Consider the following 20259-nt stretch of genomic DNA (forward strand, 5'->3'; position numbering starts at 1 on the left):
ATCGGCATCAATGAACAATCAGGACTCCAGCCTTTTGCCTGCAATAGACTGGCTCGAAACCATTATCGATGCACGCTTTGCGCAGCATTTTAAAGGAAGTGGCGATAGAGGCATTCCCCGTCTCCAGCTCTCGACAACCAACCTCTGGCTTGCGGAGTTCATGCGTTCTCATGAGCCTGATGCTGAAGAATTCGCCCTCCTCATGCTCGCCCTCGTCCCCCATCTTCAGCCCGACTTCTTCGGCAAAATCATCACTGAATACCTCCCCGACGGTGGCGATTTTCCTGAGTTTGGCGGCGTTCGGGGGGTGAACCATCGCGGGTTACTACCGACCGGCGAAACGGCGCAATTCGTCATTGGGGGGAACGACCTCGAAAAGCGGCTCGATGTGCAGCGTCTGCTCGGCGCGGATCACTGGTTCTCGAAAGAGCACATTCTGTGGCTCGAACCGCTACCTGAGGGCGAGCCGGTGATGAGTGGGCGGCTGACGCTGAATCCGGAGGTGGTCGAACAGCTCACGCTCGGCACGGCGAGCAAACCGCGCTTCAGCATGGACTTCCCTGCCGAGTATATCGAAACCGGCATGACGTGGAGCGACCTCGTGCTGCCCACGACCACGCTCCAGCAGATTCGCGAAATCGAAAACTGGATCACGCACAACGATACGCTACTGCACGACTGGGGCATGAAAAAGCGCGTCAAACCGGGCTATCGCGCGCTCTTCTATGGCCCGCCCGGCACCGGCAAAACGCTCACGGCGACGCTGCTCGGCAAACAGACCGGCAAGGATGTGTTCCGCATCGACCTGTCGCGCATCATCTCGAAGTACATCGGCGAGACCGAAAAAAACCTCTCACGCCTGTTCGACAAGGCCGAGAACAAAAACTGGATCCTCTTTTTCGACGAAGCCGACGCGCTCTTCGGCAAGCGCACCGACATCCGCGACGCGCACGACAAATACGCCAACCAGGAGACCGCTTACCTGTTGCAGCGCATCGAGAGCCACAACGGTCTCATCATCCTCGCCTCGAACCGGCGCGGCAACCTCGACGAAGCCTTTTCGCGGCGCTTCCAGAGCATCATCCACTTCCCGATGCCCAAGCCCGAAGAGCGCCACGCCCTCTGGCTGAACACCCTGCCGGAGCGGATGATGACCGACGCCGAGATCGACTGGCGAGCCATCGCCTCGCGCTACGAGTTGAGCGGCGCAAGCATCCTGAACATCGTGCACTACTGCGCCATCGAGTCGCTGGCCAACCCGGCCAGCCCCCTCGACAACAAACGCCTCGAAAAAGCGATCATGCGCGAATTCATCAAAGAGGGCAAAGTAGTATAATCCCGAAAAAACCGATTTTATCTCTTAACCCAAAAGTTCCAATCGTCCCACAAGTCCCACTCTGCCAAACTCACCCAACCATGAAACGAGTCGGCACCAGCATCATTCTCAGAAACACCCGCAACGAAGTGCTGCTCTTCCTGCGCGACGACAAACCGGAGATTCCCTACCCGAACCACTGGGACCTGCCCGGGGGGCACGTAGAGAAAGGCGAAACGCCCGAAGCGTGCATCGCACGGGAGATGATGGAGGAGATCGAAACCGACGTTTCCGCCTGCCGCCGCCACGGGATTTACGACTTCCCCGACCGGATCGAGTATCTTTTCATTCTGGATTTCGACGCCGACGCAAAAAACATCCCGCTGCACGAAGGCCAGCGGCTGCGATGGTTTTCCGAGGAGAAGATTCCATGGAAAAAGATTGCGTATGGCTTCGACCTCGTACTCCAGGACTTTTTTGCCGGACGGCAGCGCTGGGACCGTGGCGGTGAATTTCAGGACTAAACTTCGCGCGAGGTGATGAGGCAGGTGTACTCGCCACTCCCCTGCTGCTGATCGATATGGTTATGCAGCGCCTGAAGCAACTCGTCGATCTCCGAGAGCAGGTTACGATGGTTGAACGCCAGCGACACAAGAAAGAGCGGAAAAGAGATATGCTCCCGCCGAAGCTTGCGAAGCACATTGCCCATGGCGAGGGTCATCGTCGGGAAAACGTGTCGCTTTGCCGGCAACTGTTCTCGATGCACGAAATTCCTGTCAGCCGCCGTCAGGTAGCGACACGAAAACACGAAATCCCCATTCTCCCGCCACTCGATGTGAATGCTCGATGGCTTAAACTTGTTGCATGAATCCATAGCAAATCCGGATAGTTATCCCGCCTGTACAGATAGATAACACCCCGACAGCACCCAAGCCAGCCAAAGCATGAAACATTACGGTGAACTTGTAAACAGCAACCGCGCCTGCCCAGCCTCTTCGGCATCGGCCATTTACCTCTCCGATTGTGAGTTTTTATTTCACGTAGAAACGGACTAACGATTTGCGAAAGTCCTTCAGAATTATGTAGTTAGGTACACGTTCAATAGCGAACGCACTTTCTTCAACGCAGTCATGAAAACAGAATGCAGGCACTGAGACTGACCGGAAAGGAACAGTTCGAACTGGTTGAACAAGAGCTACCGGTTCCTGAGGATCATGAGATTGCCGTGCGGGTTGCGGCAACGGCGATTTGCCGGACTGATGCGAAGATGTGGCGATCCGGACATCGCGACCTGGTGATGCCGAGAGTGCTGGGACATGAGGTGTGCGGAACCATCGACGAGGCTCCCGGACGGCTGTTTGCGGTGTGGCCGGGCAGCGCCTGCGGTTCGTGCAGCGCCTGCCGGAGCGGGCGGGAGAATCTCTGCCCGGAGATGCAGATCACCGGGTTTCATCGCGATGGAGGGTTCGCCGAACGGCTCATCGCGCCACGTTCGAGTCTGGTCGAAGTGCCGAAAGGAATCGACGCATCGCTGGCCACGCTTGCCGAACCACTCGCCTGCGCGATCCACGGAGTAAAGCAGATTTCCGTGCGCCGCGCCGACCGGGTGCTGATCTACGGCGCAGGCACGCTCGGCATCCTGCTTGCCGTTGCGGCGATCAACCGTGGAGCAAGCGTATTGATGACCGATCCTGATGCGGAGAAGCTTGCAAAAAGCGCTGCATTCAGAAGCCGATATGCCATCGAAACCGACGAGGAAAACGCTGATCGTCTGTTCGATATTGTCTTCAACGCAACGTCGTCAGCCGAAGCCTTTGAATCGGGCATTCGCCATCTCGAAGCAGGCGGAAGGTTCTGCCACTTCAGCGGCCTCGGTAGCGCGCCGGTACATCCGGGCACGATCTTCAGCGAACTGCACTACCGCGAACTCGAACTGGCCGGTTCCTACGGCTGCACGAGGCCGGACATGCGCGACGCCCTGCGGCTGCTCGCCCGCTACGGCCACGACCTCGGTTTCCTCATCGAACGCACGATCCGCCTCGAAGATGCGCCTTCAGCCATGGAAACCATACTCGCCGGCAAAGACTTCAGGCAAGTCATAGAGTTCAAATGAAGAAACAGCACCTCAAGTCTTAACCCTACAGGACAGTCTTATTAGACCCATACCTCCTATTCATTAAAAACCACCACCAATGCCAAACGAACAGGAACTTCGCGCTTTCGGCAAATTGATTTCAGCCATTGCTTCGGGGCACCTCATGAGCCGCGAAGAGTCTTATGAAGCTTATCGTCAGGTCATTCTCAACACCCAGCCGGAACTTCAACAGGGAGCCTTCCTTGCGGCGCACCTGATGAGAAAGCCGACAACCGAAGAGCTTTCTGGCGCCTGGGATGCGCTCGACCGGCACGACACGGCAAAGATCGACGTTGATCTCGACGGGCCGGTCTGCGACATCGTCGGCACAGGATCAGACCGGCTCAAGACGCTGAACTGCTCCAGCCCGGCGGCCCTCATTGCGGCTGCCTGCGGCCTTCCGATAGCCAAGAAGGGGGCGCGGCTTGTCACCGGCGTGTCGGGCGCTTCGGATATCTTCGAGTCGCTCGGTATCGACCTCGATCATCCGTTGGAACGGGCGGCGCTGAGCCTGCAAAACACCGGCATTTGCTACCTGCCCGGCGAAGCATTCCTGAAATCGGGCTGGGCGCGACTGATCGGCTCCATGCGCTTCACCTCGGCCTTCAACATCCTCGGCCCGCTCACCCGCCCCTGCACGCAGAACAACTGCGCAGTCATCGGCGCGTACGCTCCGGAGGTCTCAGAGCAGATGATCGACATCCTCGCTGAAATCGGTATGTCCGCCGCGCTCTCCCCCTACGGTCTGGCAGAAGGGTTCTGCCCATCGCTCGGCATGGATGAGTTCTCCCTCTGCGGCCCGACAAAGGTGATTGAGCTGCGCAACGGCCAGATCGACAGCTACGAGGTGACGCCGGAAGATTTCGGCATGAAGACTGCCCCTTTCGAGAAAATCGCAAGCATGAAAAACGCCCAAGAGAACGCCACCGTGGTCATGGAGGTGCTCCAATGCAAGCGCGGTGGCGCAGCGGCAGAGTTCTTCTGCATGAACGCCGCCGCGGCGCTCTATATCGCAGATATGGCCACGAGCTACCGTGAAGGCGCCGACATGGCGCAGGAGGCCCTTGAATCGGGTGCGGCATGGGAAAAGCTCGAAGCTATGCTCGAATATCAAGGAACCGGCACCGTCACGGAATGCATCTGACCATTCCGTGCTGAAACCGGAGAAACGAAAAATCCGGGTGACATGAGTGCTCAAACTTCTGTCACCCGACACTGCCGTGCTTCCAGACGGCAACAGAAGATTTCGATGAAAAAAATCCGTTTTGCTCTCAATTCATCCGAATAGTTGAGCATACAATGAAATAAGGCTGCCTCTTTTTTCGTGACAGCTTTTTTTACACCGATACTTTTGTTGCAGGATACTCAAACCTGCTTGAGATTCATCGTCGGCTTTTTGAAGAGCGCGAAAAGCAGCCACTGGTGGGCGAAAAGCATCAGCTCGGACTCGTCGCTCTTGATGATTTCGAGGCGCTCTTCCTCGATGTCAAACACCTCAAGAAAGCGGCTCTCGAAGACAAAATCCCGGAAGGCATCGAGATCGTAGCTGGCCATGAAAAACATCTTGAGGCTCTTCTCGTCCGGTTCAAGCTCCGGACTGTAGAGCTTCTTGTTGAGGATCACCTCCATCCAGACGCGATTCTTGTCGTCATACTCGTCAATCCCCTGATTCTTGCGCCACTCACCGACCGTCCATTCGCGCTCCTCTTCAAACCCCTTGCAGTGATCTTCCTTGATGAGAAAATAGAAGTCATCTCCAGCCTCTTCGTTTTTGTAGATGCCGAAGCCAAGCGGGTAGTAGCGACACGCCACCGGACGGTCGCCATAGACCGTGCAGCCTTCGGCGGCAACGAAGCGACACTTGCCCGCTTCGCCAAGCTTGAGCTTCAGAAATGGCAGCTTCGACTCCTTCTGGATCACCGGCTCGGTATATTCCGAGATGAACTCCGCCGACGACAGACCGAGGCGGTTTTTCATCCGCAGAATATCGTAAGGCGTGAGCACAATGTCGAGATTGCTGCAACAGGTGTTGAAGCATGACAGGCCGCTGTGACAGTTGAACCTGAACTTACTGTCGCTGGTGAGGCGGGTCTCTGCGTTGAGTTCTATGCCGAGTTTGTCGAGAATGTTCTCCATCATCATATTGGTTTGGTCTGCCGCCCTCCCGTCCGGGAACCGGGAAAAACAGCGGAATGTTAGTCATATTCGGTTGCAGAAACTCTCTGGATAGGTTATCATGATTGCATTCCCGGAAAGGGAACAACGTTCCCGCTCCTTTGGAAAGTCCCGCCAGGGTCGATGAACTTACCCAAATTTCGATTCAATCAGAAATACCATGAAGATAACGGAAGCTCCCGAGTGCCCCCATTGCGGCGCGAAAATGAAAAAATGCGAACCGCCGCCGATCAACTATGGCGATGGCCTGGGTTGGTGCACGCCCTACATGTACGTTTGCTTCAACGACGAGTGCAAGCTCTATGTCAACGGCTGGGCCAACCTGAAGAACAACTACAACAAAACCGCCTCCTACCGCTGCATGTGCTATCCCGACAACGGCGTGTTTGACGCCATGTGCGTCTTCAGCCCCGACGGCCTGAAGGGTCAGATCATCGAAGAGTAAGCCTGCCACCCAAAGCCCTCAAACAAACGGGGTCGCCTGTTCAACATGGCGACCCCGTTGCGTTTAATCTTCTTCGCGCGGATAACCTCCGCATCACTCATCACATCTCGACGTCGCGCTTCAGCATCTTCGTGTAAGTGATCGCCGCCGTACGGTAAACGAAGTGCGCGAGCTTGGAATACGGCAGGTACACGATGATGTAGAACACCAGCACGAGATGGATAAAGTAGGTGCCATAGGCCAGCGCTGCCGGGAAGTTCGTGACGCGCATCACCTGGGCGAGGAATCCGCTCACGCCGACCAGCAGCACGATACCGGCAAAGAGCCAGTCGAACGAAGAGGTGGTGGTTTCAACGCTCCGCTCCTTGAGGCGGTTCATAATAACCAGCGTTCCTCCTGCGAGCAGCATGAGAGCGCTGGCGTTGGCGAAGAGCTTGAAGATGATTTTGTAAGCCCAGGCCAGAGCTGCAGAACCGCCGAAAATCGCGAGCGCCTGCTCGTCAACCGCGTATGGCAGCTCCCAGTGCAGAATGTAGAGGTTGAACACCGCCCATCCGGTGGTAATCGCCAAGCCGATAAAGCCGTAAAACACCAGCACGTGCGAGACCGAGCGATCCTTGTTCTCGTCGCACTTCCTGAACTTCGAGTGCGTCATGATCTCCTTGAGCGTCTCGATGAGGCTCGGCATGAACTCTGCCTTCGGCTGCATACCGGAAGCCTCGGTCATATTCTTCCAGAAGCGGGACATGCTGACGGCGAACATGCCGACGGCAAGCGCGGAAAGGGGTACAAAAACGCCATCGATGACTGAAACCGGCACAAACTTCGAGAAGACCACCGGGCCTTCGGGAATGTGCAGGTGACCCGTCACGCCGAGAATGACCAGGAACAGCACGACCGGAATGAGCAGCGCCTGCCAGATGTTGTTCGGGTCGCCGACGATCTTGCCCATGAACTTCGGGAAGGCGTTTTCCTGAATGACGGCTTTCCTCAGAATCGAGAGCACGTCGCCCGGCTTCGCGCCGCGCGGACAGTATTTTGAGCAGTCATTGCAGTTGTGGCAGAGCCAGATATCGGAGCTTTTGAGCAGCTCGTCCTTAAGACCCCATTGCGCCATGAGCATCTCCTTTCGCGGAAAGGGTTTGTCGTCAGGAGCCAGCGGGCACACCACGGAGCAGGTCGCGCATTGATAGCACTTTTTCAATGTATCGGCACCGGCCTTTTGCAGCTCCCTGACGAACTTGACGTCCGGTGTGAATACAGTTTCTTGAGCCATAGAGAACCTCCAGAGTTAACAGCAGTATAAACCCGGACAGCAGAACCCGCGTATCAAGCCGAAATTATAATCCGGAGTACGCGACGACCTGCCGCCCGCAGTGATTGATTTAGAATCCCTTGTACGGATTGTCACCGATATCTTCGATCTTCTTCGAGAACTCCTCAAGGATGCCCGGGAGCTTGTCCCACTCATTGATGGCGAGCTGCACCTGCTCGACGCGTTCGGCTTCGAGCATGAGCCTGTCGAGCGTCTCCTGAACCTTGCCGAGGCGTTCGTTGGCCATCTGACTGCCCTTGACGTAGTGACACTGATAGTCGTCGCCATATTTGCAGCCGAGCAGCAGGATGCCGTCCACGCCGCGAGAGAGCGCATCTGCGATCCACACGAGGTTGAGGCCGCCCAGACAGCGCAGCGGAATAAACCGGAAATTGGTATTCATGCCGATCCTGTTCAGACCCACCATGTCGAAGGCCGGATAGGCATCATTCTCGCAGACAAAACCGATAACAAAGGTTCCCTCATCGGGCACCTCGATCGACTTGATCATCGCAGAAATCATATCGACGCTGTAATCCCTGAACGAGATGACCCTCTGCGGACACGCGCCCATGCAGACGCCGCAGCGGCGGCAGCGGGACGGAAAATCGAGCGGCGTGCCGTCAGCCTTTTCATTGTACGCGCCGAACGGACATTCGACCGTGCAGCGGCGGCACTGGGTGCAACTTTCGAAACGAATTTCGGGATAGGTTCTGTCCCAGGTTCTCGGATGCACCGCGCGGCCTTGGGCCGTCAGCTCCATGCACTGAATCGCCTTGAGCGCCGCGCCGGTGGCATCAGCCGTTGCCTGCACGGCATCCATCGGATGGCGCACCGCGCCGGCGGAGTAGATACCCGTTCTGCGCGTTTCGTAAGGGAAACAGATAAAGTGGGAATCAGGGAAACCCCATTTCAGATGAGGCATTTCAGGACCCTGGCGATACTTGAGATTCAGGATGAGGCTCTCCGGTTCGAGCGCTTCGATCACGCCGTCCGAGGTCTCTTTCTGAACCATCTTGCCAACATACTCGGGCGTCAGGTTATTGACTGACATTCCGTCGGGCACCATGTTTGACACCATGCCGGTGGCGAGCACGAGCATGTCGGCCTTGACCTTCATCTTTCTGCCGAGCAGCTGGTTATCGATTTCAACGACGAGGCTGCCGTCGGACTCCTCTTTAAGTCCGAGGATCTCGCCCTTGGTGAGAAAGATGCCTTCGTCGTCCTGCGCGCTTTTGTAGAAATTCTCGTACAGGCCGGTGGTTCGCATGTCCTTGTAAACAATGAAGGCCCCGGCATCGGGATCCGATTCACGCACATACTTGGCCTGTTTGAGGGAAACGTTGCAGCAGACGGTCGAACAGTAAGGCACGTGATCCTTGTCACGCTGACCGGCGCACTGGAGGAAAACGACATTCTTGGCCGGTTTTCCATCCGAAGGGCGCGTCACCTTGCCGCCGGTTTTCGAAACGTTCTGCTCGAATTCGAGGTTGGTCACGACGTTGCGGTGCTTGCCGTAGCCGAGATGACCGAGTTTGCTGGCGTCGTAGGGCTTCCAGCCGGCGGCCAGCACGATAGCTCCCGCAGGGAAGGTTTCGGTCGCGCCGTTCCTGTCGATCGTCACCGTGTACTCACCGGGACCGCCCTCGATGGATGCGATGGTCGTTCCGGTATGCACGGTGATGTTGCCATCCTTTTTGACCGCCTCGATCTTGTTGCCGATGGCCGGTTGTTCGATTTCAGCGAACGGCGGCTTTGTCGGAAACACGCGGTGCATCTTCTTCGCCCAGCCGCCAAGCTCCTGGGCTTTTTCGACAAGCACCACCTTGTAGCCGGTCTGCGAGGCTTCAAGCGCCGCAGTCAAACCGGTCACACCACCGCCCACGACCAGTACGGTGCGGTTCACGTCGGCGATCTTGGGTATCGGAACTTCAGATTTCTGCACCCTGGTAATGCCCATCCTCAGGTAGTCGGCAGCCATCATCTGGGTGCCCTCTTTGGCGTCATCGCCTTTCGGAGCCGTCCAGACCACCTGCTCGCGCAGGTTGACCCGCTCAGTCACATAGGTAAGCGGGTCAAAATTGAATACATCGTTGTTCACCCTCTGCGAACACGCGGCAATGACGATCTTGTTGACCTCTCCGTTGTTGAGGTCATCCTTGATCACCTGAACGCCTTCGTTGCTGCACAGGTTGGGATGCTGTTTGCAGACGGGAACCTTGAACTCTTTTTTGGCTACCGCTTCAAGCTCATCCACATTCAACGCCTCCCCGATGCCGCAGTCGGTACAGAGGTATACGCCTATTTTTTTATCATCAGCCATAGTTTAACTCCTCACGAGACTTTGAATGCTTTTCAATGCCATTCCGGTCGCATCCTGAATGGATGTGGTCACATCGGACGGCCTCTTGGCCACGCCGGTCGAGTAGATTCCGGCAGCTGTTCCGCCATTGATGAAGCCGTTCTCCTCGAAACTCAGCATGGAGCTGGTCTTGACACAGGGCTCCATACCGGTGGCAAGCACAGCCATGTCGGCGTGCTCATGGCTCTTTCCGCCGCCCTCGACATCCTCAAATTCGAGAATGACACCGCCAGTGGCGTTGTCTTCCTCAATCTTGGCGACCTTGCCTTTAACCAGCTTCACGTTCGCGTCAGCCTCAACCTTGTTGAGGAACTCTTCGTACTTGCCGGGTGCGCGCAAATCGATGTAGGCCACGACAACCTGTGAATCCGGAATGCGTTCGCGGACGTATGTGGCCTGCTTGAGCGACGCCATGCAGCAGATCGACGAGCAGTAGTTGAGGTGATTCTCGTCCCTCGATCCGGCGCACTGCACGAAGACCACCTTCTTGACCTCCTTGTTGTCCGAAGGTCTCAGGAGCTTTCCGCCCGTCGGTCCGTTCGGTGCGGCAAGACGCTCCATCATCATGTTGGTAATGACGTTCTTGACTCGTCCGAAACCAAGATTGTCCATCCGGGTCGCATCGTAAGGATTCCAGCCGGTAGCGTACACGATGCTGCCAACCTTCATCTCGATGGTCTGCGGTTTCATATTCAGATCAATGGCGTTGTATTTGCACGCCTTGACGCACTTGTCGCAGTTGTCCTTGCAAGCGCTTCTATCTATCACATATCTCATGGGATAGGACAGCACATGCGGCAGATAGGCCGCTTTTGTCTTGTCCATCCCGAAATTGAATTCGTTCGGCTTTTCCACAGGGCATGCCTCCGCGCAGGCATTGCAGGCCGTGCACTTTTCGTTCACGAACCTCGGGCTGACCTTGAGCCTGACGCTGTAATTTCCTTCCTGACCGCTCACCGACTCGACTTCGGTCATGGTGTAGACGGTGATTTTCGGATTGGGTTTGATGCGCCTGAAGTTCATCTCCAGTCCGCAATACGGGGGGCACAGTTTGGGGAAATACTTGTTGAGCTGTGAAACCCGGCCACCAAGGTAGGGGTTCTTCTCGACAAGCACGGTATTGTAGCCGACCTCAGCAGCCTCGACCGCCGTGGTTATTCCGCTAATGCCGCCGCCGACAACTAAAATGGTTTCAACTGACATGATTTTTCTCTGCGGATAAACTCTCAAAAATCAACATTCCTGAAAACAGGGAACAACGCAGTATGCAACTTGCAAAATCCGGATGCCGATAAAGCAATCCCCGAGGTGATACCTCGGGGATATGCCTGAACGGTAAGCGGATCAGTCCGGAACGACCTGGACGTAGTCCCTCTTCGAGAGAGTCCACTCCTTGCTGTCCCTATCGTACTTCGAGATGGTGAAGCACTTCCAGTTCTCGTCATCGACGTAGAAGTGGTCAGCCCTGAAGTAGTAACCGGGATAGCGGCTGTCCTCACGGAAGAGGATGTGACGTGCATGGGCTTCGCCCGCCATCAAACGATGGTAGTTCTCCCATGCGCGCATCAGCTCGTGCAGATCACTGGCAGCCATCTTCTCGGCGTCCTCCTTGAGAAGCGACAGGTGCTCAAGACCCTTTTCGAGCATGGTTTTGCTGGTGGTGTACCAGGTGGACACACCGGCGACATACTCGTCCATGATCTTCTGGAGACGGGCCTGGAACATTTTCGGCCTGATGTAGTTCGGGTTGACCGACGGATCGGTGCTGTAATCCTTGTTCTTGGCGAAGGTCTCCATCGGAGCGTAGATCTCGGCGATCACTTCGTCAACATCGCGGCCAAGTTCCGGCTTGTAGTCAGCGTGATCGAGGCAGTAGGCGGTCATGCTCTTACCGGCGATACGGCCTTCTGCGTGTGAACCGGAGGAGAACTTGTGACCCGATGCGCCGACGCCGTCACCTGCGGTGAACAGACCATCGACGGTGGTCATCCTGTTGTAGCCCCAGCTCCATTCCGCCGGGACACCCTTGATGTCGCCAGGGCCGCTGACCCAGATACCGGCGCAACCGGCATGCGAGCCGAGCAGGTAGGGTTCGGTTGGCATAAGCTCGGAAGGAGTCTTCTCAGGCTCGATGTTGTTACCGGCCCAGACAACAGCCTGACCGATGCACATGTCGAGGAAGTCTTCCCATGCCTCGGCTTCGAGGTGCTTGATCTGCTTGGGGGTCATGGTTTCGGCAAGCGCGGCCATCGCTTCGTGAGTCCTCATGAGGATCGGGCCTTTGCCGGCCTTCATGTCGATCATCATCATGTGGTTCCTCATGGCGGTGGTCAGCTTGTGCGGATCCTCGGCGTACTTGCCGAAATCCTTGTTGGCTGCCGCGAGGTTGGTGGCACAGTAGTCCTCGCCAAGCGAGTTGGTGGCTTTACACTTGAAGAACAGGAACCATGCACCGACCGGGCCGTAGCCGTCCTTGAAGCGGGCGGGCACGAAACGGTTCTCCATGAGCACCAGTTCGCAACCGGCCTGTGCGGCGAGTGCGTAGGTGGTGCCGGCGTTCCAGACCGGGTACCATGCGCGCCCCTGACCTTCAGCGGTCGAGCGCGGACGGTAGACGTTCACGGCGCCGCCGCAGGCAAGCAGCATGGTTTTGGCGGTGAAGACGTACGCCTTGTGCTCACGGACGCTGAAGCCGATAGCGCCAGCGACCTTGCCAGGATTGTTCTTGTCGTGGATAAGTTCACTGACGAAGACGCGCTCGAACAGGTTCTGCTCAACGCCGGTCTCCTTGCGGTTGTATTCGAGGGCTTTCTTGGCGGCCTCGGCAACGATGACCTTGTAGGATTCGCCGTTGATCATGATCTGCCAGCGACCGGAACGGACCGGTTTGCCACCTTCGGTGAGTTTCGGAGCCGGTTTCGCGCCGTCCATGGTCGAACCATCCTCGTCGCGCTTCCAGACCGGAAGACCCCACTCTTCAAAAAGATGAACCGAGTTGTCAACGTGACGGCCAAGGTCATAAACCAGGTCCTCACGAATGATGCCCATAAGGTCGGTTCTTACGTATTTGACGTAATCGGCCGGATCGTTCTCGCCGCAGTAGGTATTGATAGCGGAAAGACCCATGGCGACAGCACCGCTTCTGTCAACGGCAGCCTTGTCAACCATCGTGATTCTCAGGCCTTTCGGGGTAGCCCACTTGGCCGCTTCATACGCCGCGCCGCAACAAGCCATGCCACCGCCGATCAGCAGAATATCCGTATCCACATAAACAACTTCGGGCTTCTGGCTAAACTTGAATTCGTTTTTTTCAACTCCCATGGATAATGCCTCCTTGAGTAATTTGTTTGTTTAGAGGGTCGGATATTCTGTCATGTTGAAGAATCCAGGCTTCTTGAGGTTCGCGTAATCCTGCTCGGGCTTGCCGGAGTACAGATCGATCGAACCTTCAGAGGTGGTCCTGATCGGGAACTTGTAGCGCTTCAGAATACCGTTCCGGAACTTGATGGTCCACATGATGGCGTCGGTACCACGAAGCGGGATAACGTTTCCGCCCAGCGGTACGAAATCGGCATATCCCCTGACCTCGATCGCCTGCTGCGGGCAGATCTTCACGCAGTTGTAGCACTCCCAGCACTGGTCGGGCTCCTGGTTCCAGGCTTTCATCCTTTCGACATCCAACTTCATCAGGTCGTTCGGACAGATGTACATGCAAGCTGTCCTCTCCTGCCCTTTGCAGCCGTCACATTTTTCTTTAATGACGAAACTTGGCATAATTTGTCCTCCTTTAACCGAAAATTTGCAGGCTGTGCCCGCGATTTACGAAGCCATTGGATATAAGCGAGATAAAAAAACAGGGTATCCCGGTTTCCCGGAAAACCATCATTTCCCGATTGCGTGGGAATGCATCTTGATGTCAACCTTCTCGGTCAGACCGGCATAGTAGCGCCTCAGAATCTCAAGCACCTCCGGACGGCTGAAGTGCTCCGGCACCTCCTCGCCTTCGGAGAGCATCTTCCTGAGCTTCGTGCCGCTCAGGTTGAGCCTGTCGGCCGGTTCATGCGGGCAGGTTTTCATCGACGCCATGGCGTCACACTTGTAGCAATAGAAGGTCCAGTCGATCTTCAGCGGCTTGGTTTCAAGCGCGTCAGCTGGAATCTGATCGAAGATATGGTGCGCATCGAAGGGGCCGTAGTAGTCGCCGACGCCGGCGTGATCACGTCCGACAATCAGATGGCTGCATCCGAAGTTCTGGCGGAAAAGCGCGTGAAGCAGCGCCTCTCTCGGGCCGGCGTAGCGCATGTCGAGCGGATAGCCCGCCTGGATGGTGGTGCCCTTGACGAAGTAGTTTTCGGTCAGGACGTTGATGCAGTCACGCCTGACATCTGCGGGAATATCGCCCGGCTTGAGTTTGCCGAGAAGCTGGTGGATGAGCACGCCGTCGCAGATTTCGACAGCGATCTTGACAAGATATTCGTGGGAGCGGTGCATGGGGTTGCGGGTCTGGAATGCGGCTACGGTGCTCCAGCCGTTCTCCTCGAACATTTTTCGGGTCTGGGCGGGGGTCATGTAGATACCCTCGAACTCGGTCGGGAAGGTGCCTTCGCTGAAGACCTTGACCGGTCCTGCGAGGTTGACGTCGCCCTGGTTCATAACCATCAGCACGCCAGGGTGCTCGGGATTGTCGGTCTTGAACACTTCACGACACTCGTGAGTCTTGTCGATGGAGTACTTCTCCTCGATCTTCATGCTGCCCATCAGCTCGCCGGTCTCGTCATCGACCAGAGCCACTTCTTCGCCGATGGCAAGGCTGTCTGCCTGCTCCTTCGAGGTCGAAAGCGTAATCGGAATCGGCCAGAAAGTGCCATCTGCCATGGTGCATGTTTCGACGCTTCCTTTCCAGTCTGCATGGCCCATGAAGCCGGTCAGCGGAGTGAAACCGCCGATCCCAAGCATGATCAAGTCACCAGTCTCCCTTGAAGAGAGCCTGACCTGTTTCATAGATTTGGCCCGCTCCTTTTCGCTGACTAACTCGTCACCGGTCAGCAAAAGCGGCTTTAAAACCTTTTCCTTGCCATGTGGATTGACTAACGCCATGGGACTCCTTTTTAATGTGAGTTATTGAGAATCGAGCAAGAGAATGTCGTGGAGCGGCTGACGCATTGCCAGAGGAGACTGCAAAAAATAAAATTCATGTTATTGAATCCTGATGTATTTACCAAACTCCTCAGCCAAAAAACGGCAGCCAGCAAGAACATTCCAGGAGAAGGGAGCTTCCGGTTGTTGAGTATGTAATTATGCAAAATAATTTCATAAACCGGAAGCGTCACGACCCTTTCCTGCCCCTTTTCTGCGCTCAGATAAAGAGCGAAATATTGGCATCCGCTGCATATTCAAGGAAAGAGGCTGCGCCGCCATAATCGACACCTTCGATGAATTCCGACTTGTCGAAGCCGAAAACCTCCATCGTCATCTGGCAGGCGATGAACTTGACTCCCGCCTCGATACACATTTCGCGAAGCTGTTCAACGGTGGCAACCCCCTTCTTCTTGAAGGTCTCCTTCATCAGCATGGTCGCCATCGTATCGAATCCGGGAATGTTACCAGAAATAAGGTTAGGAATCGGCCAGTTGATCGCCTGGAACTCCTTGCTACCGAAAGGCATGTGCATCGGCATGGCCGGATTGCCGACCGGCGTCACCTTGGCATCGATCTCCTTTTTGAGCAGAGGCAGGCCGTAGAAGGTGAAAAACACCACCGCTTCCATATCCATGGCGGCGGCGGTCGAAGCGAGAATGAAGGGCGGGTAGGCCCAGTCAAGGGTTCCCTTGGATGCGATAATCGCAAGTTTTTTGGTGTCGGACATAGACGATGAATTTTCTGGTTTATCGTTTTGAGAATTTTTCACTCGTACCGGCTGCTGCCTTTTGGCCAGTCAGTGACCGGAGGTAAGCTTGCCACTGGCCGCAACAAGCAACACGAACACCTGCAGGATAGTTATCAGGAGGTAAATGCGATTTTTCTCCTTGAAAAAAGCTATGGTGGCCGTAGCAAGGCACACCATGGTGGCCATGGAAAGAAAAACTACCGATGCATAACTGATGGCATCTCCATGCATGAACGTATGCACATCCTCAAAGCAACTCCAGCCGCAATGATGGTGAATCTTCATCTGCAGTTTGGTGGCATTGAGATGCCAGTTCGCCGCGACGGTTTCCACCGGTACGGTGAGCGGTAGCAACCGGAAAATGTAGAGTATAAAACCAATCGCCATCACGATGATAATCGCGTGCGATACAAATTCAAGAGTTTTCGCGTAAGCGAGCTGTACGCTGTCGGCGTAGAGCTTGCCGGGTTTGAGCTCTTTCATATTCCCATTCCTTTCATCAATGAACGAAAACCCGCGAGCGCCAGGATGGTGATGACGATCAGCCGTATGGTTCTGGTGTTGACCTTCGGCAACATTTTTGCCCCGATCTTCGAGCCGAGCATCATGCCTCCGACGGCGGGCACCGCAATGATGGGAAGCACTGCACCATTGAACATGTAAACCCAAGCTGCCGCCGACCCATTGATCGAAAGTACGAGACCACTGGTTGCCACGGCAACCTTCAGCGGAACACCCATGAGCAGGTTAAAAACCGGCACGTTGGCGAATCCGGCGCCAAGGCCGAACATCCCCCCGATGAAGCCGATGATTAAAAACAGCACCGTTGCAACCGGCGTCCTGTGCACCTGCCACGAAACCTCGTGCTGGCCAAACTCCTCAAAATAACACCCCGAAATACCAAGCATCCTGGAAAGAGCGTCAGGTTTCTTCACCTCGGGATATCCGGACTTCCCCGCCTTAAGCATGATCGCGGTGATTCCGAGAATCACGACGCCAAGCAGAAATTCAACGCTTTTGGCCGGTATTGCAAGCCCCACCAAAGCTCCGGCGATTGAACTGACCGAACCGACCAAGGCCATGGGTAAACCAAGCTTGAGATCAGCCATGCCTTTTCTGAGCAGCGGCGGTCCGGCTGAAAGTGCACCGGCAAGAGCCACAAGAAGACCTGCGCCCCTGACGTAATCAATATGAAACGGGAAAAAACCGCTGACGATAGGTACAAAAAGCACCCCGCCACCAACGCCGGCCAGCACTGCCACAATGCCAAGCAGAAAGGAGAATACGAACAATGCGAGCACCCACACCCACCAGGGCGCCGTTGTCGTTACCCCAGCCGCCTCAGCAGCAGACACCATATCGGGATTCAGAAAAAGCAACAATCCAAAAACGCCCGGAATGATCCAGTTTCTGATATTTTTTAAAACCATTAAAACAGGGTTTTATGCTTTAACGAACATAGTCGAGCCCCCTGATGCCTCTTTACGGGGAAAAAAGAAATGCAAATTACTACGAAATAAGAACAGTAATATATGATATGTCCGGCAATAACTCCCTTCAAGGCAAGGAAATACGCCAGGAAAATCATTAAACAGGAGCGAATTCTGCGCCACATGCTTCTTTTTTTCTCACAAACCTTAAAGCACAGCAACGACTTTTACTGCGTGCACATGTTCAATTTTATTTTGCCGAAATATGTGACAAACTGGATGCCCAACGAAACAGAGGCGCACGAGACGTTTTCGACAAATTACAGCCAGCTGTTGACCTGGTGCTCTTCGACCAGATCGACAAAGCCTGCATAATCGACCGTCTTTACGCCATCGGCGATAGCGGAAATACCGCGGGCATCGAGATCAGGCTTGAGTGCGTAGACCGGATTGTTCTTCTTCAGTACCGTCTGGATCAGCGCACCGAACCGGTTGCCTGCCTGTACCGCGTAAACGCCGTCCTCGATAAAGAGCACGGGATCGCCCGGCTGAAGAAACCTGACGCAGGTGGTGAAGGTGTTGTTTTCGAACGGTGATTTATTGATGGTGTGTAACATAATGCAAGTTACCGTTTCTGTGTTCGTTGCTCGTTATTCGGCCCCGGAAATCGAAGGCCGGATCAATGGTGAATGACGACATCCTGTTCGTTCATCAGGCGTCCGATCTCCGAGGAGTCCATGACTTCGACATCGACCAGCAGGTCATCCTCGGTCAAACCCCGCTCTTCGAGAGATTGCTTGTCCACGTACAGCTTCTCCACATCGTAACCATCAAGAGCCATGAAGGTTTTGGAGAATCCCTTGATGCCGATGCCGACGGGGTCCTGATCCTTTTTGAGAGCGTAAACGCCATCTCCGATGAAGGCAACGGAGAGATCCTGCTCGTAAGCCGCCATGATGAGGATCATTTCCAATCCCTCGTAGGTGTAGATCGAACCATGCGGCGCGCGGCGCATCACGTGCATGATCTTCTTGATATCCTGTTCTTCACTCATGTTCAGTCTCCGAAAGTTAAAAGTCTGTCGTTACGGATGGCGATGTCGGTCAGGGTGCCAAGGCCGGTGATTTCACCGCCTTCGATCATCACATCGTCGTTGATGCCGCGGCGCTTCGAGGCCGCGATGCAGGCAAGTATTTCGACGCCGTGCTTCTGGCTCAGCTCAGTCCAGCGAGCGGCGATGTTGCGGTCGTCCTGCGGCGGATCGCCCAGCCTGGTCGCGTTGATGACGCCGTCATTGTACAGAAAAATGGCATCGACCTTGTGCCCTTTCGCGATAGCTGCCTCGGCGAACTTGAATGCCGTGTCAGCCGCCTGATGGTTGTAAGGTCCCTCCTTCAGCAGGATTCCTATGTTCATCTTCGGTTCTTTCTTGAGAGATTAAAGAAAATCACAGTCCGTCGCCCATGCCCATCTGGATGTAACCGCAGGGGCAGACCAGAGAGCAGAGGTGGCAGCCGACGCATTTCGAGTAATCGGTGTAGACTTTTTCGCCTGCCGGGTTGTCGCGGAAGCGGGTGATGGCCTCCTGCGGGCAGAACGAGACGCACTGCTTGCAGTCGAAGCAGAACCCGCAGCTCATGCAGCGCTTCGATTCCGTGAGCGCCTGTTCGTGCGTCAAGGCTTCGAGCAGTTCGTCGTGGTTGCCTACCACCACCTCCGGCTCGATGCTCGTGCGTTTGGCCTGCGGGGTGTGCAGAAAGTAGAGCAGGTCCTGCTTGTGCGGTTTGGTGATCTCGCGGTACGGCGTCTCGGGCATCGGTTCGCCTTTCAGGAAGGCGTCGATGGCGTAGGCGGCTTTGCGGCCGTGGCCGACTGCCGTGGTGATGAGATCGACCTTCAGGGCGTCGCCGCCGCCGAAGAGTTTGTCGCGTCCGGGGATGCGGAAGTTGCGGTCAACCTTGAGCCACGGGCCGCTCGCCGCGCTGCCGAGACCCGACAGGTCGGTCGCCTGGCCGATGGCTGCAACCACCATGTCCGCTTCGATCTCGAAGGTTTCGCCATTGGGCTTGTAGCGCAGGAACGGGATCGGTGAGTTCCAGCCTTCCTCGCCTTTTTCTTTTTTGACCATCTTCGTGCAGCGCAGGCCGGTGACGCCCGACGCTCCGCCGAGCACCGCTGTCGTGCCGGTGAGGAAGTGCATCGTCGTGCCCTCTCTGTTCGCGTCGTCGAATTCGTTCTCGAAGCAGGCCATCTCTTCGCGCGGTACGCCGGAGATGATGGTGGCTTGCGAGCCGAGACGCAGCGCAAGTCTGGCGACGTCCATGGCGACGTTACCGTCGCCGATGACCACTACCTTCTTGCCAACCGGGATGTCGTCGCCCAGCACTTCGTAGCTTTTCAGAAAGTCGATGGCGTTGGTGGCACCGGGCGTGCCGTCGAAGCCGGGCACGGGCAGACCTCTTCCCTTCTGCGCACCGACGGCGATGAAGACCGCGTCGTAGTCAGCTTCGAGCTGTTCGAGGGTGATGTCTTTGCCGATGGTGACCCCCATCTTCGTCTCGACGCCGAGCTCGATGATACGGCCGATTTCGGCTTCGAGCACCTTGCGATCCACGCGGTAGCCCATGATGCCGTAGAGCACCATGCCGCCGAGCTTTTCGTTGGCGTCGTAGATGGTGACGGCGTGGCCTTTGCGGCGAAGCTGGTAGGCTGCCGACAGGCCTGCCGGGCCGCCGCCGATGATGGCAACGCGTTTGCCGGTGTCAGCGCCGGGGCCTTTGAGTTTCAGATTATGTTCGATGCCATAGTTGCCGAGCACCTGCTCGATGGCGTTGATGGCTACGCTTTCGTCGTGCACGCCGCGATTGCATTTGCTCTGGCACGGGTGCGGGCAGATGCGGCCCATCACCGCCGGGAACGGGTTGGTGTCGGTCGCCGTTTCCCAGGCCGATTTCAGCGGGTCGTCCGACGGATCGGTGCCGTTCAGATACCGGTTGATGGCCCGGATGTCTTCGCCTGCCGGGCACTCGGCGGTGCACGGCGGCGTCTGCTTGACGTAGATCGGGCATTTATGGCTGTGATCCCCGAAGGCGACGATCTTGTCGGTCCCTGTCAGTTCGCTGAAGGCAGGAAAGACATACTCTGTCGCAAAATCGAGAATCGGGTTTGATTCTGCATTCATGAGGTTGCTCCTTTG

The 20259-nt window shown here is 56.0% G+C and carries 20 protein-coding genes; 5 read left to right on the plus strand and 15 right to left on the minus strand.

All coding sequences use genetic code 11. The annotated features are described in order from the left end of the window. Positions 1-10 precede the first annotated feature (10 nt). Together NY406_RS05515 and NY406_RS05520 are read left to right on the plus strand one after the other, a co-directional pair. Positions 11-1336 carry an ATP-binding protein gene (locus NY406_RS05515; protein ID WP_260533088.1) on the plus strand — a complete coding sequence of 442 codons (1326 nt, stop codon included), beginning with the start codon at positions 11-13 and terminating at the stop codon, positions 1334-1336. A gap of 80 nt (positions 1337-1416) precedes the next feature. Further along, positions 1417-1839 carry an NUDIX hydrolase gene (locus tag NY406_RS05520; protein WP_260533090.1) on the plus strand — a complete coding sequence of 141 codons (423 nt, stop codon included), beginning with the start codon at positions 1417-1419 and terminating at the stop codon, positions 1837-1839. On the opposite strand, the gene NY406_RS05525 is transcribed toward NY406_RS05520, so the two are convergent. Further along, entirely contained in the window at positions 1836-2189 is a 354-nt protein-coding gene (locus NY406_RS05525; RefSeq protein WP_260533092.1) for a hypothetical protein, read from the minus strand. The two genes, NY406_RS05520 and NY406_RS05525, sit on opposite strands and share 4 nt — an antisense overlap. Positions 2190-2456: 267 nt before the next feature. On the opposite strand from NY406_RS05525, the gene NY406_RS05530 reads away from it, so the two are divergent. Then, entirely contained in the window at positions 2457-3428 is a 972-nt protein-coding gene (locus NY406_RS05530; protein ID WP_260533094.1) for a zinc-dependent alcohol dehydrogenase, read from the plus strand. Between the two features lie 79 nt (positions 3429-3507). Then, on the plus strand, positions 3508-4593 hold the full coding sequence (trpD, locus tag NY406_RS05535; RefSeq protein ID WP_260533096.1) for an anthranilate phosphoribosyltransferase: 1086 nt from the start codon (positions 3508-3510) through the stop codon (positions 4591-4593). A gap of 221 nt (positions 4594-4814) precedes the next feature. Here the strand turns inward: trpD and NY406_RS05540 are convergent, their stop codons facing one another. Further along, entirely contained in the window at positions 4815-5591 is a 777-nt protein-coding gene (locus tag NY406_RS05540) for a YkgJ family cysteine cluster protein (RefSeq protein WP_260533098.1), read from the minus strand. Positions 5592-5784: 193 nt separating this feature from the next. Between NY406_RS05540 and NY406_RS05545 the strand changes: the two genes are divergently transcribed. Continuing rightward, positions 5785-6069: a hypothetical protein gene (locus NY406_RS05545; protein ID WP_069809850.1), complete on the plus strand. Its 285-nt coding sequence runs from the start codon at positions 5785-5787 to the stop codon at positions 6067-6069. A gap of 100 nt (positions 6070-6169) precedes the next feature. On the opposite strand, the gene qmoC is transcribed toward NY406_RS05545, so the two are convergent. The 13 genes from qmoC to NY406_RS05610 all read right to left on the minus strand — a co-directional run bounded on the left by qmoC (position 6170) and on the right by NY406_RS05610 (position 20244). After that, positions 6170-7345: a quinone-interacting membrane-bound oxidoreductase complex subunit QmoC gene (gene qmoC, locus NY406_RS05550; protein ID WP_260533100.1), complete on the minus strand. Its 1176-nt coding sequence runs from the start codon at positions 7343-7345 to the stop codon at positions 6170-6172. Between the two features lie 109 nt (positions 7346-7454). Next, complete coding sequence (locus tag NY406_RS05555) at positions 7455-9707, minus strand: FAD-dependent oxidoreductase (protein ID WP_260533102.1); 2253 nt, start codon at positions 9705-9707, stop codon at positions 7455-7457. Between the two features lie 3 nt (positions 9708-9710). Then, complete coding sequence (locus tag NY406_RS05560) at positions 9711-10949, minus strand: CoB--CoM heterodisulfide reductase iron-sulfur subunit A family protein (RefSeq protein WP_260533104.1); 1239 nt, start codon at positions 10947-10949, stop codon at positions 9711-9713. Positions 10950-11090: 141 nt separating this feature from the next. Next, the gene (gene aprA / locus NY406_RS05565) at positions 11091-13067 is read right to left on the minus strand and encodes an adenylyl-sulfate reductase subunit alpha (RefSeq protein WP_260533106.1); all 1977 of its coding nucleotides are present in this window, start codon (positions 13065-13067) and stop codon (positions 11091-11093) included. 30 nt (positions 13068-13097) lie between these two features. Then, positions 13098-13520 carry an adenylyl-sulfate reductase subunit beta gene (gene aprB / locus NY406_RS05570; protein WP_260533108.1) on the minus strand — a complete coding sequence of 141 codons (423 nt, stop codon included), beginning with the start codon at positions 13518-13520 and terminating at the stop codon, positions 13098-13100. 108 nt (positions 13521-13628) lie between these two features. After that, the gene (gene sat, locus NY406_RS05575; RefSeq protein WP_260533110.1) at positions 13629-14843 is read right to left on the minus strand and encodes a sulfate adenylyltransferase; all 1215 of its coding nucleotides are present in this window, start codon (positions 14841-14843) and stop codon (positions 13629-13631) included. Positions 14844-15102: 259 nt separating this feature from the next. Beyond that, on the minus strand, positions 15103-15612 hold the full coding sequence (gene dsrE2 / locus NY406_RS05580; protein WP_260533112.1) for a sulfur carrier protein DsrE2: 510 nt from the start codon (positions 15610-15612) through the stop codon (positions 15103-15105). A 69-nt stretch (positions 15613-15681) separates the two neighbouring features. After that, the gene (locus NY406_RS05585; protein WP_260533114.1) at positions 15682-16116 is read right to left on the minus strand and encodes a DUF1634 domain-containing protein; all 435 of its coding nucleotides are present in this window, start codon (positions 16114-16116) and stop codon (positions 15682-15684) included. Continuing rightward, complete coding sequence (locus tag NY406_RS05590) at positions 16113-17063, minus strand: sulfite exporter TauE/SafE family protein (protein ID WP_260533116.1); 951 nt, start codon at positions 17061-17063, stop codon at positions 16113-16115. Before NY406_RS05590 ends, NY406_RS05585 begins: the two co-directional genes overlap by 4 nt. A gap of 320 nt (positions 17064-17383) precedes the next feature. Then, positions 17384-17680 (minus strand): sulfurtransferase complex subunit TusB, encoded by a 297-nt coding sequence (gene tusB, locus NY406_RS05595; protein ID WP_260533118.1) that lies wholly within the window; start codon positions 17678-17680, stop codon positions 17384-17386. Positions 17681-17742: 62 nt separating this feature from the next. Further along, positions 17743-18117: a sulfurtransferase complex subunit TusC gene (gene tusC / locus NY406_RS05600; protein ID WP_260533120.1), complete on the minus strand. Its 375-nt coding sequence runs from the start codon at positions 18115-18117 to the stop codon at positions 17743-17745. A 2-nt stretch (positions 18118-18119) separates the two neighbouring features. Next, the gene (gene tusD, locus NY406_RS05605; RefSeq protein ID WP_260533122.1) at positions 18120-18479 is read right to left on the minus strand and encodes a sulfurtransferase complex subunit TusD; all 360 of its coding nucleotides are present in this window, start codon (positions 18477-18479) and stop codon (positions 18120-18122) included. A gap of 31 nt (positions 18480-18510) precedes the next feature. Then, entirely contained in the window at positions 18511-20244 is a 1734-nt protein-coding gene (locus NY406_RS05610; protein WP_260533124.1) for an NAD(P)-binding protein, read from the minus strand. Positions 20245-20259: the final 15 nt, after the last annotated feature.

It is taken from the genome of Chlorobaculum sp. MV4-Y (assembly GCF_025244685.1).
Classification (GTDB): domain Bacteria; phylum Bacteroidota; class Chlorobiia; order Chlorobiales; family Chlorobiaceae; genus Chlorobaculum.

Bases quoted from the DNA above. Each gene is read 5' to 3' on its own strand.
- NY406_RS05515 (WP_260533088.1), top strand. From the start codon at position 11: ATGAACAATCAGGACTCCAGCCTTTTGCCTGCAATAGACTGGCTCGAA.
- NY406_RS05520 (WP_260533090.1), top strand. From the start codon at position 1,417: ATGAAACGAGTCGGCACCAGCATCATTCTCAGAAACACCCGCAACGAA.
- NY406_RS05525 (WP_260533092.1), bottom strand. From the start codon at position 2,189: ATGGATTCATGCAACAAGTTTAAGCCATCGAGCATTCACATCGAGTGG.
- NY406_RS05530 (WP_260533094.1), top strand. From the start codon at position 2,457: ATGCAGGCACTGAGACTGACCGGAAAGGAACAGTTCGAACTGGTTGAA.
- trpD (WP_260533096.1), top strand. From the start codon at position 3,508: ATGCCAAACGAACAGGAACTTCGCGCTTTCGGCAAATTGATTTCAGCC.
- NY406_RS05540 (WP_260533098.1), bottom strand. From the start codon at position 5,591: ATGATGATGGAGAACATTCTCGACAAACTCGGCATAGAACTCAACGCA.
- NY406_RS05545 (WP_069809850.1), top strand. From the start codon at position 5,785: ATGAAGATAACGGAAGCTCCCGAGTGCCCCCATTGCGGCGCGAAAATG.
- qmoC (WP_260533100.1), bottom strand. From the start codon at position 7,345: ATGGCTCAAGAAACTGTATTCACACCGGACGTCAAGTTCGTCAGGGAG.
- NY406_RS05555 (WP_260533102.1), bottom strand. From the start codon at position 9,707: ATGGCTGATGATAAAAAAATAGGCGTATACCTCTGTACCGACTGCGGC.
- NY406_RS05560 (WP_260533104.1), bottom strand. From the start codon at position 10,949: ATGTCAGTTGAAACCATTTTAGTTGTCGGCGGCGGCATTAGCGGAATA.
- aprA (WP_260533106.1), bottom strand. From the start codon at position 13,067: ATGGGAGTTGAAAAAAACGAATTCAAGTTTAGCCAGAAGCCCGAAGTT.
- aprB (WP_260533108.1), bottom strand. From the start codon at position 13,520: ATGCCAAGTTTCGTCATTAAAGAAAAATGTGACGGCTGCAAAGGGCAG.
- sat (WP_260533110.1), bottom strand. From the start codon at position 14,843: ATGGCGTTAGTCAATCCACATGGCAAGGAAAAGGTTTTAAAGCCGCTT.
- dsrE2 (WP_260533112.1), bottom strand. From the start codon at position 15,612: ATGTCCGACACCAAAAAACTTGCGATTATCGCATCCAAGGGAACCCTT.
- NY406_RS05585 (WP_260533114.1), bottom strand. From the start codon at position 16,116: ATGAAAGAGCTCAAACCCGGCAAGCTCTACGCCGACAGCGTACAGCTC.
- NY406_RS05590 (WP_260533116.1), bottom strand. From the start codon at position 17,063: ATGGTTTTAAAAAATATCAGAAACTGGATCATTCCGGGCGTTTTTGGA.
- tusB (WP_260533118.1), bottom strand. From the start codon at position 17,680: ATGTTACACACCATCAATAAATCACCGTTCGAAAACAACACCTTCACC.
- tusC (WP_260533120.1), bottom strand. From the start codon at position 18,117: ATGAGTGAAGAACAGGATATCAAGAAGATCATGCACGTGATGCGCCGC.
- tusD (WP_260533122.1), bottom strand. From the start codon at position 18,479: ATGAACATAGGAATCCTGCTGAAGGAGGGACCTTACAACCATCAGGCG.
- NY406_RS05610 (WP_260533124.1), bottom strand. From the start codon at position 20,244: ATGAATGCAGAATCAAACCCGATTCTCGATTTTGCGACAGAGTATGTC.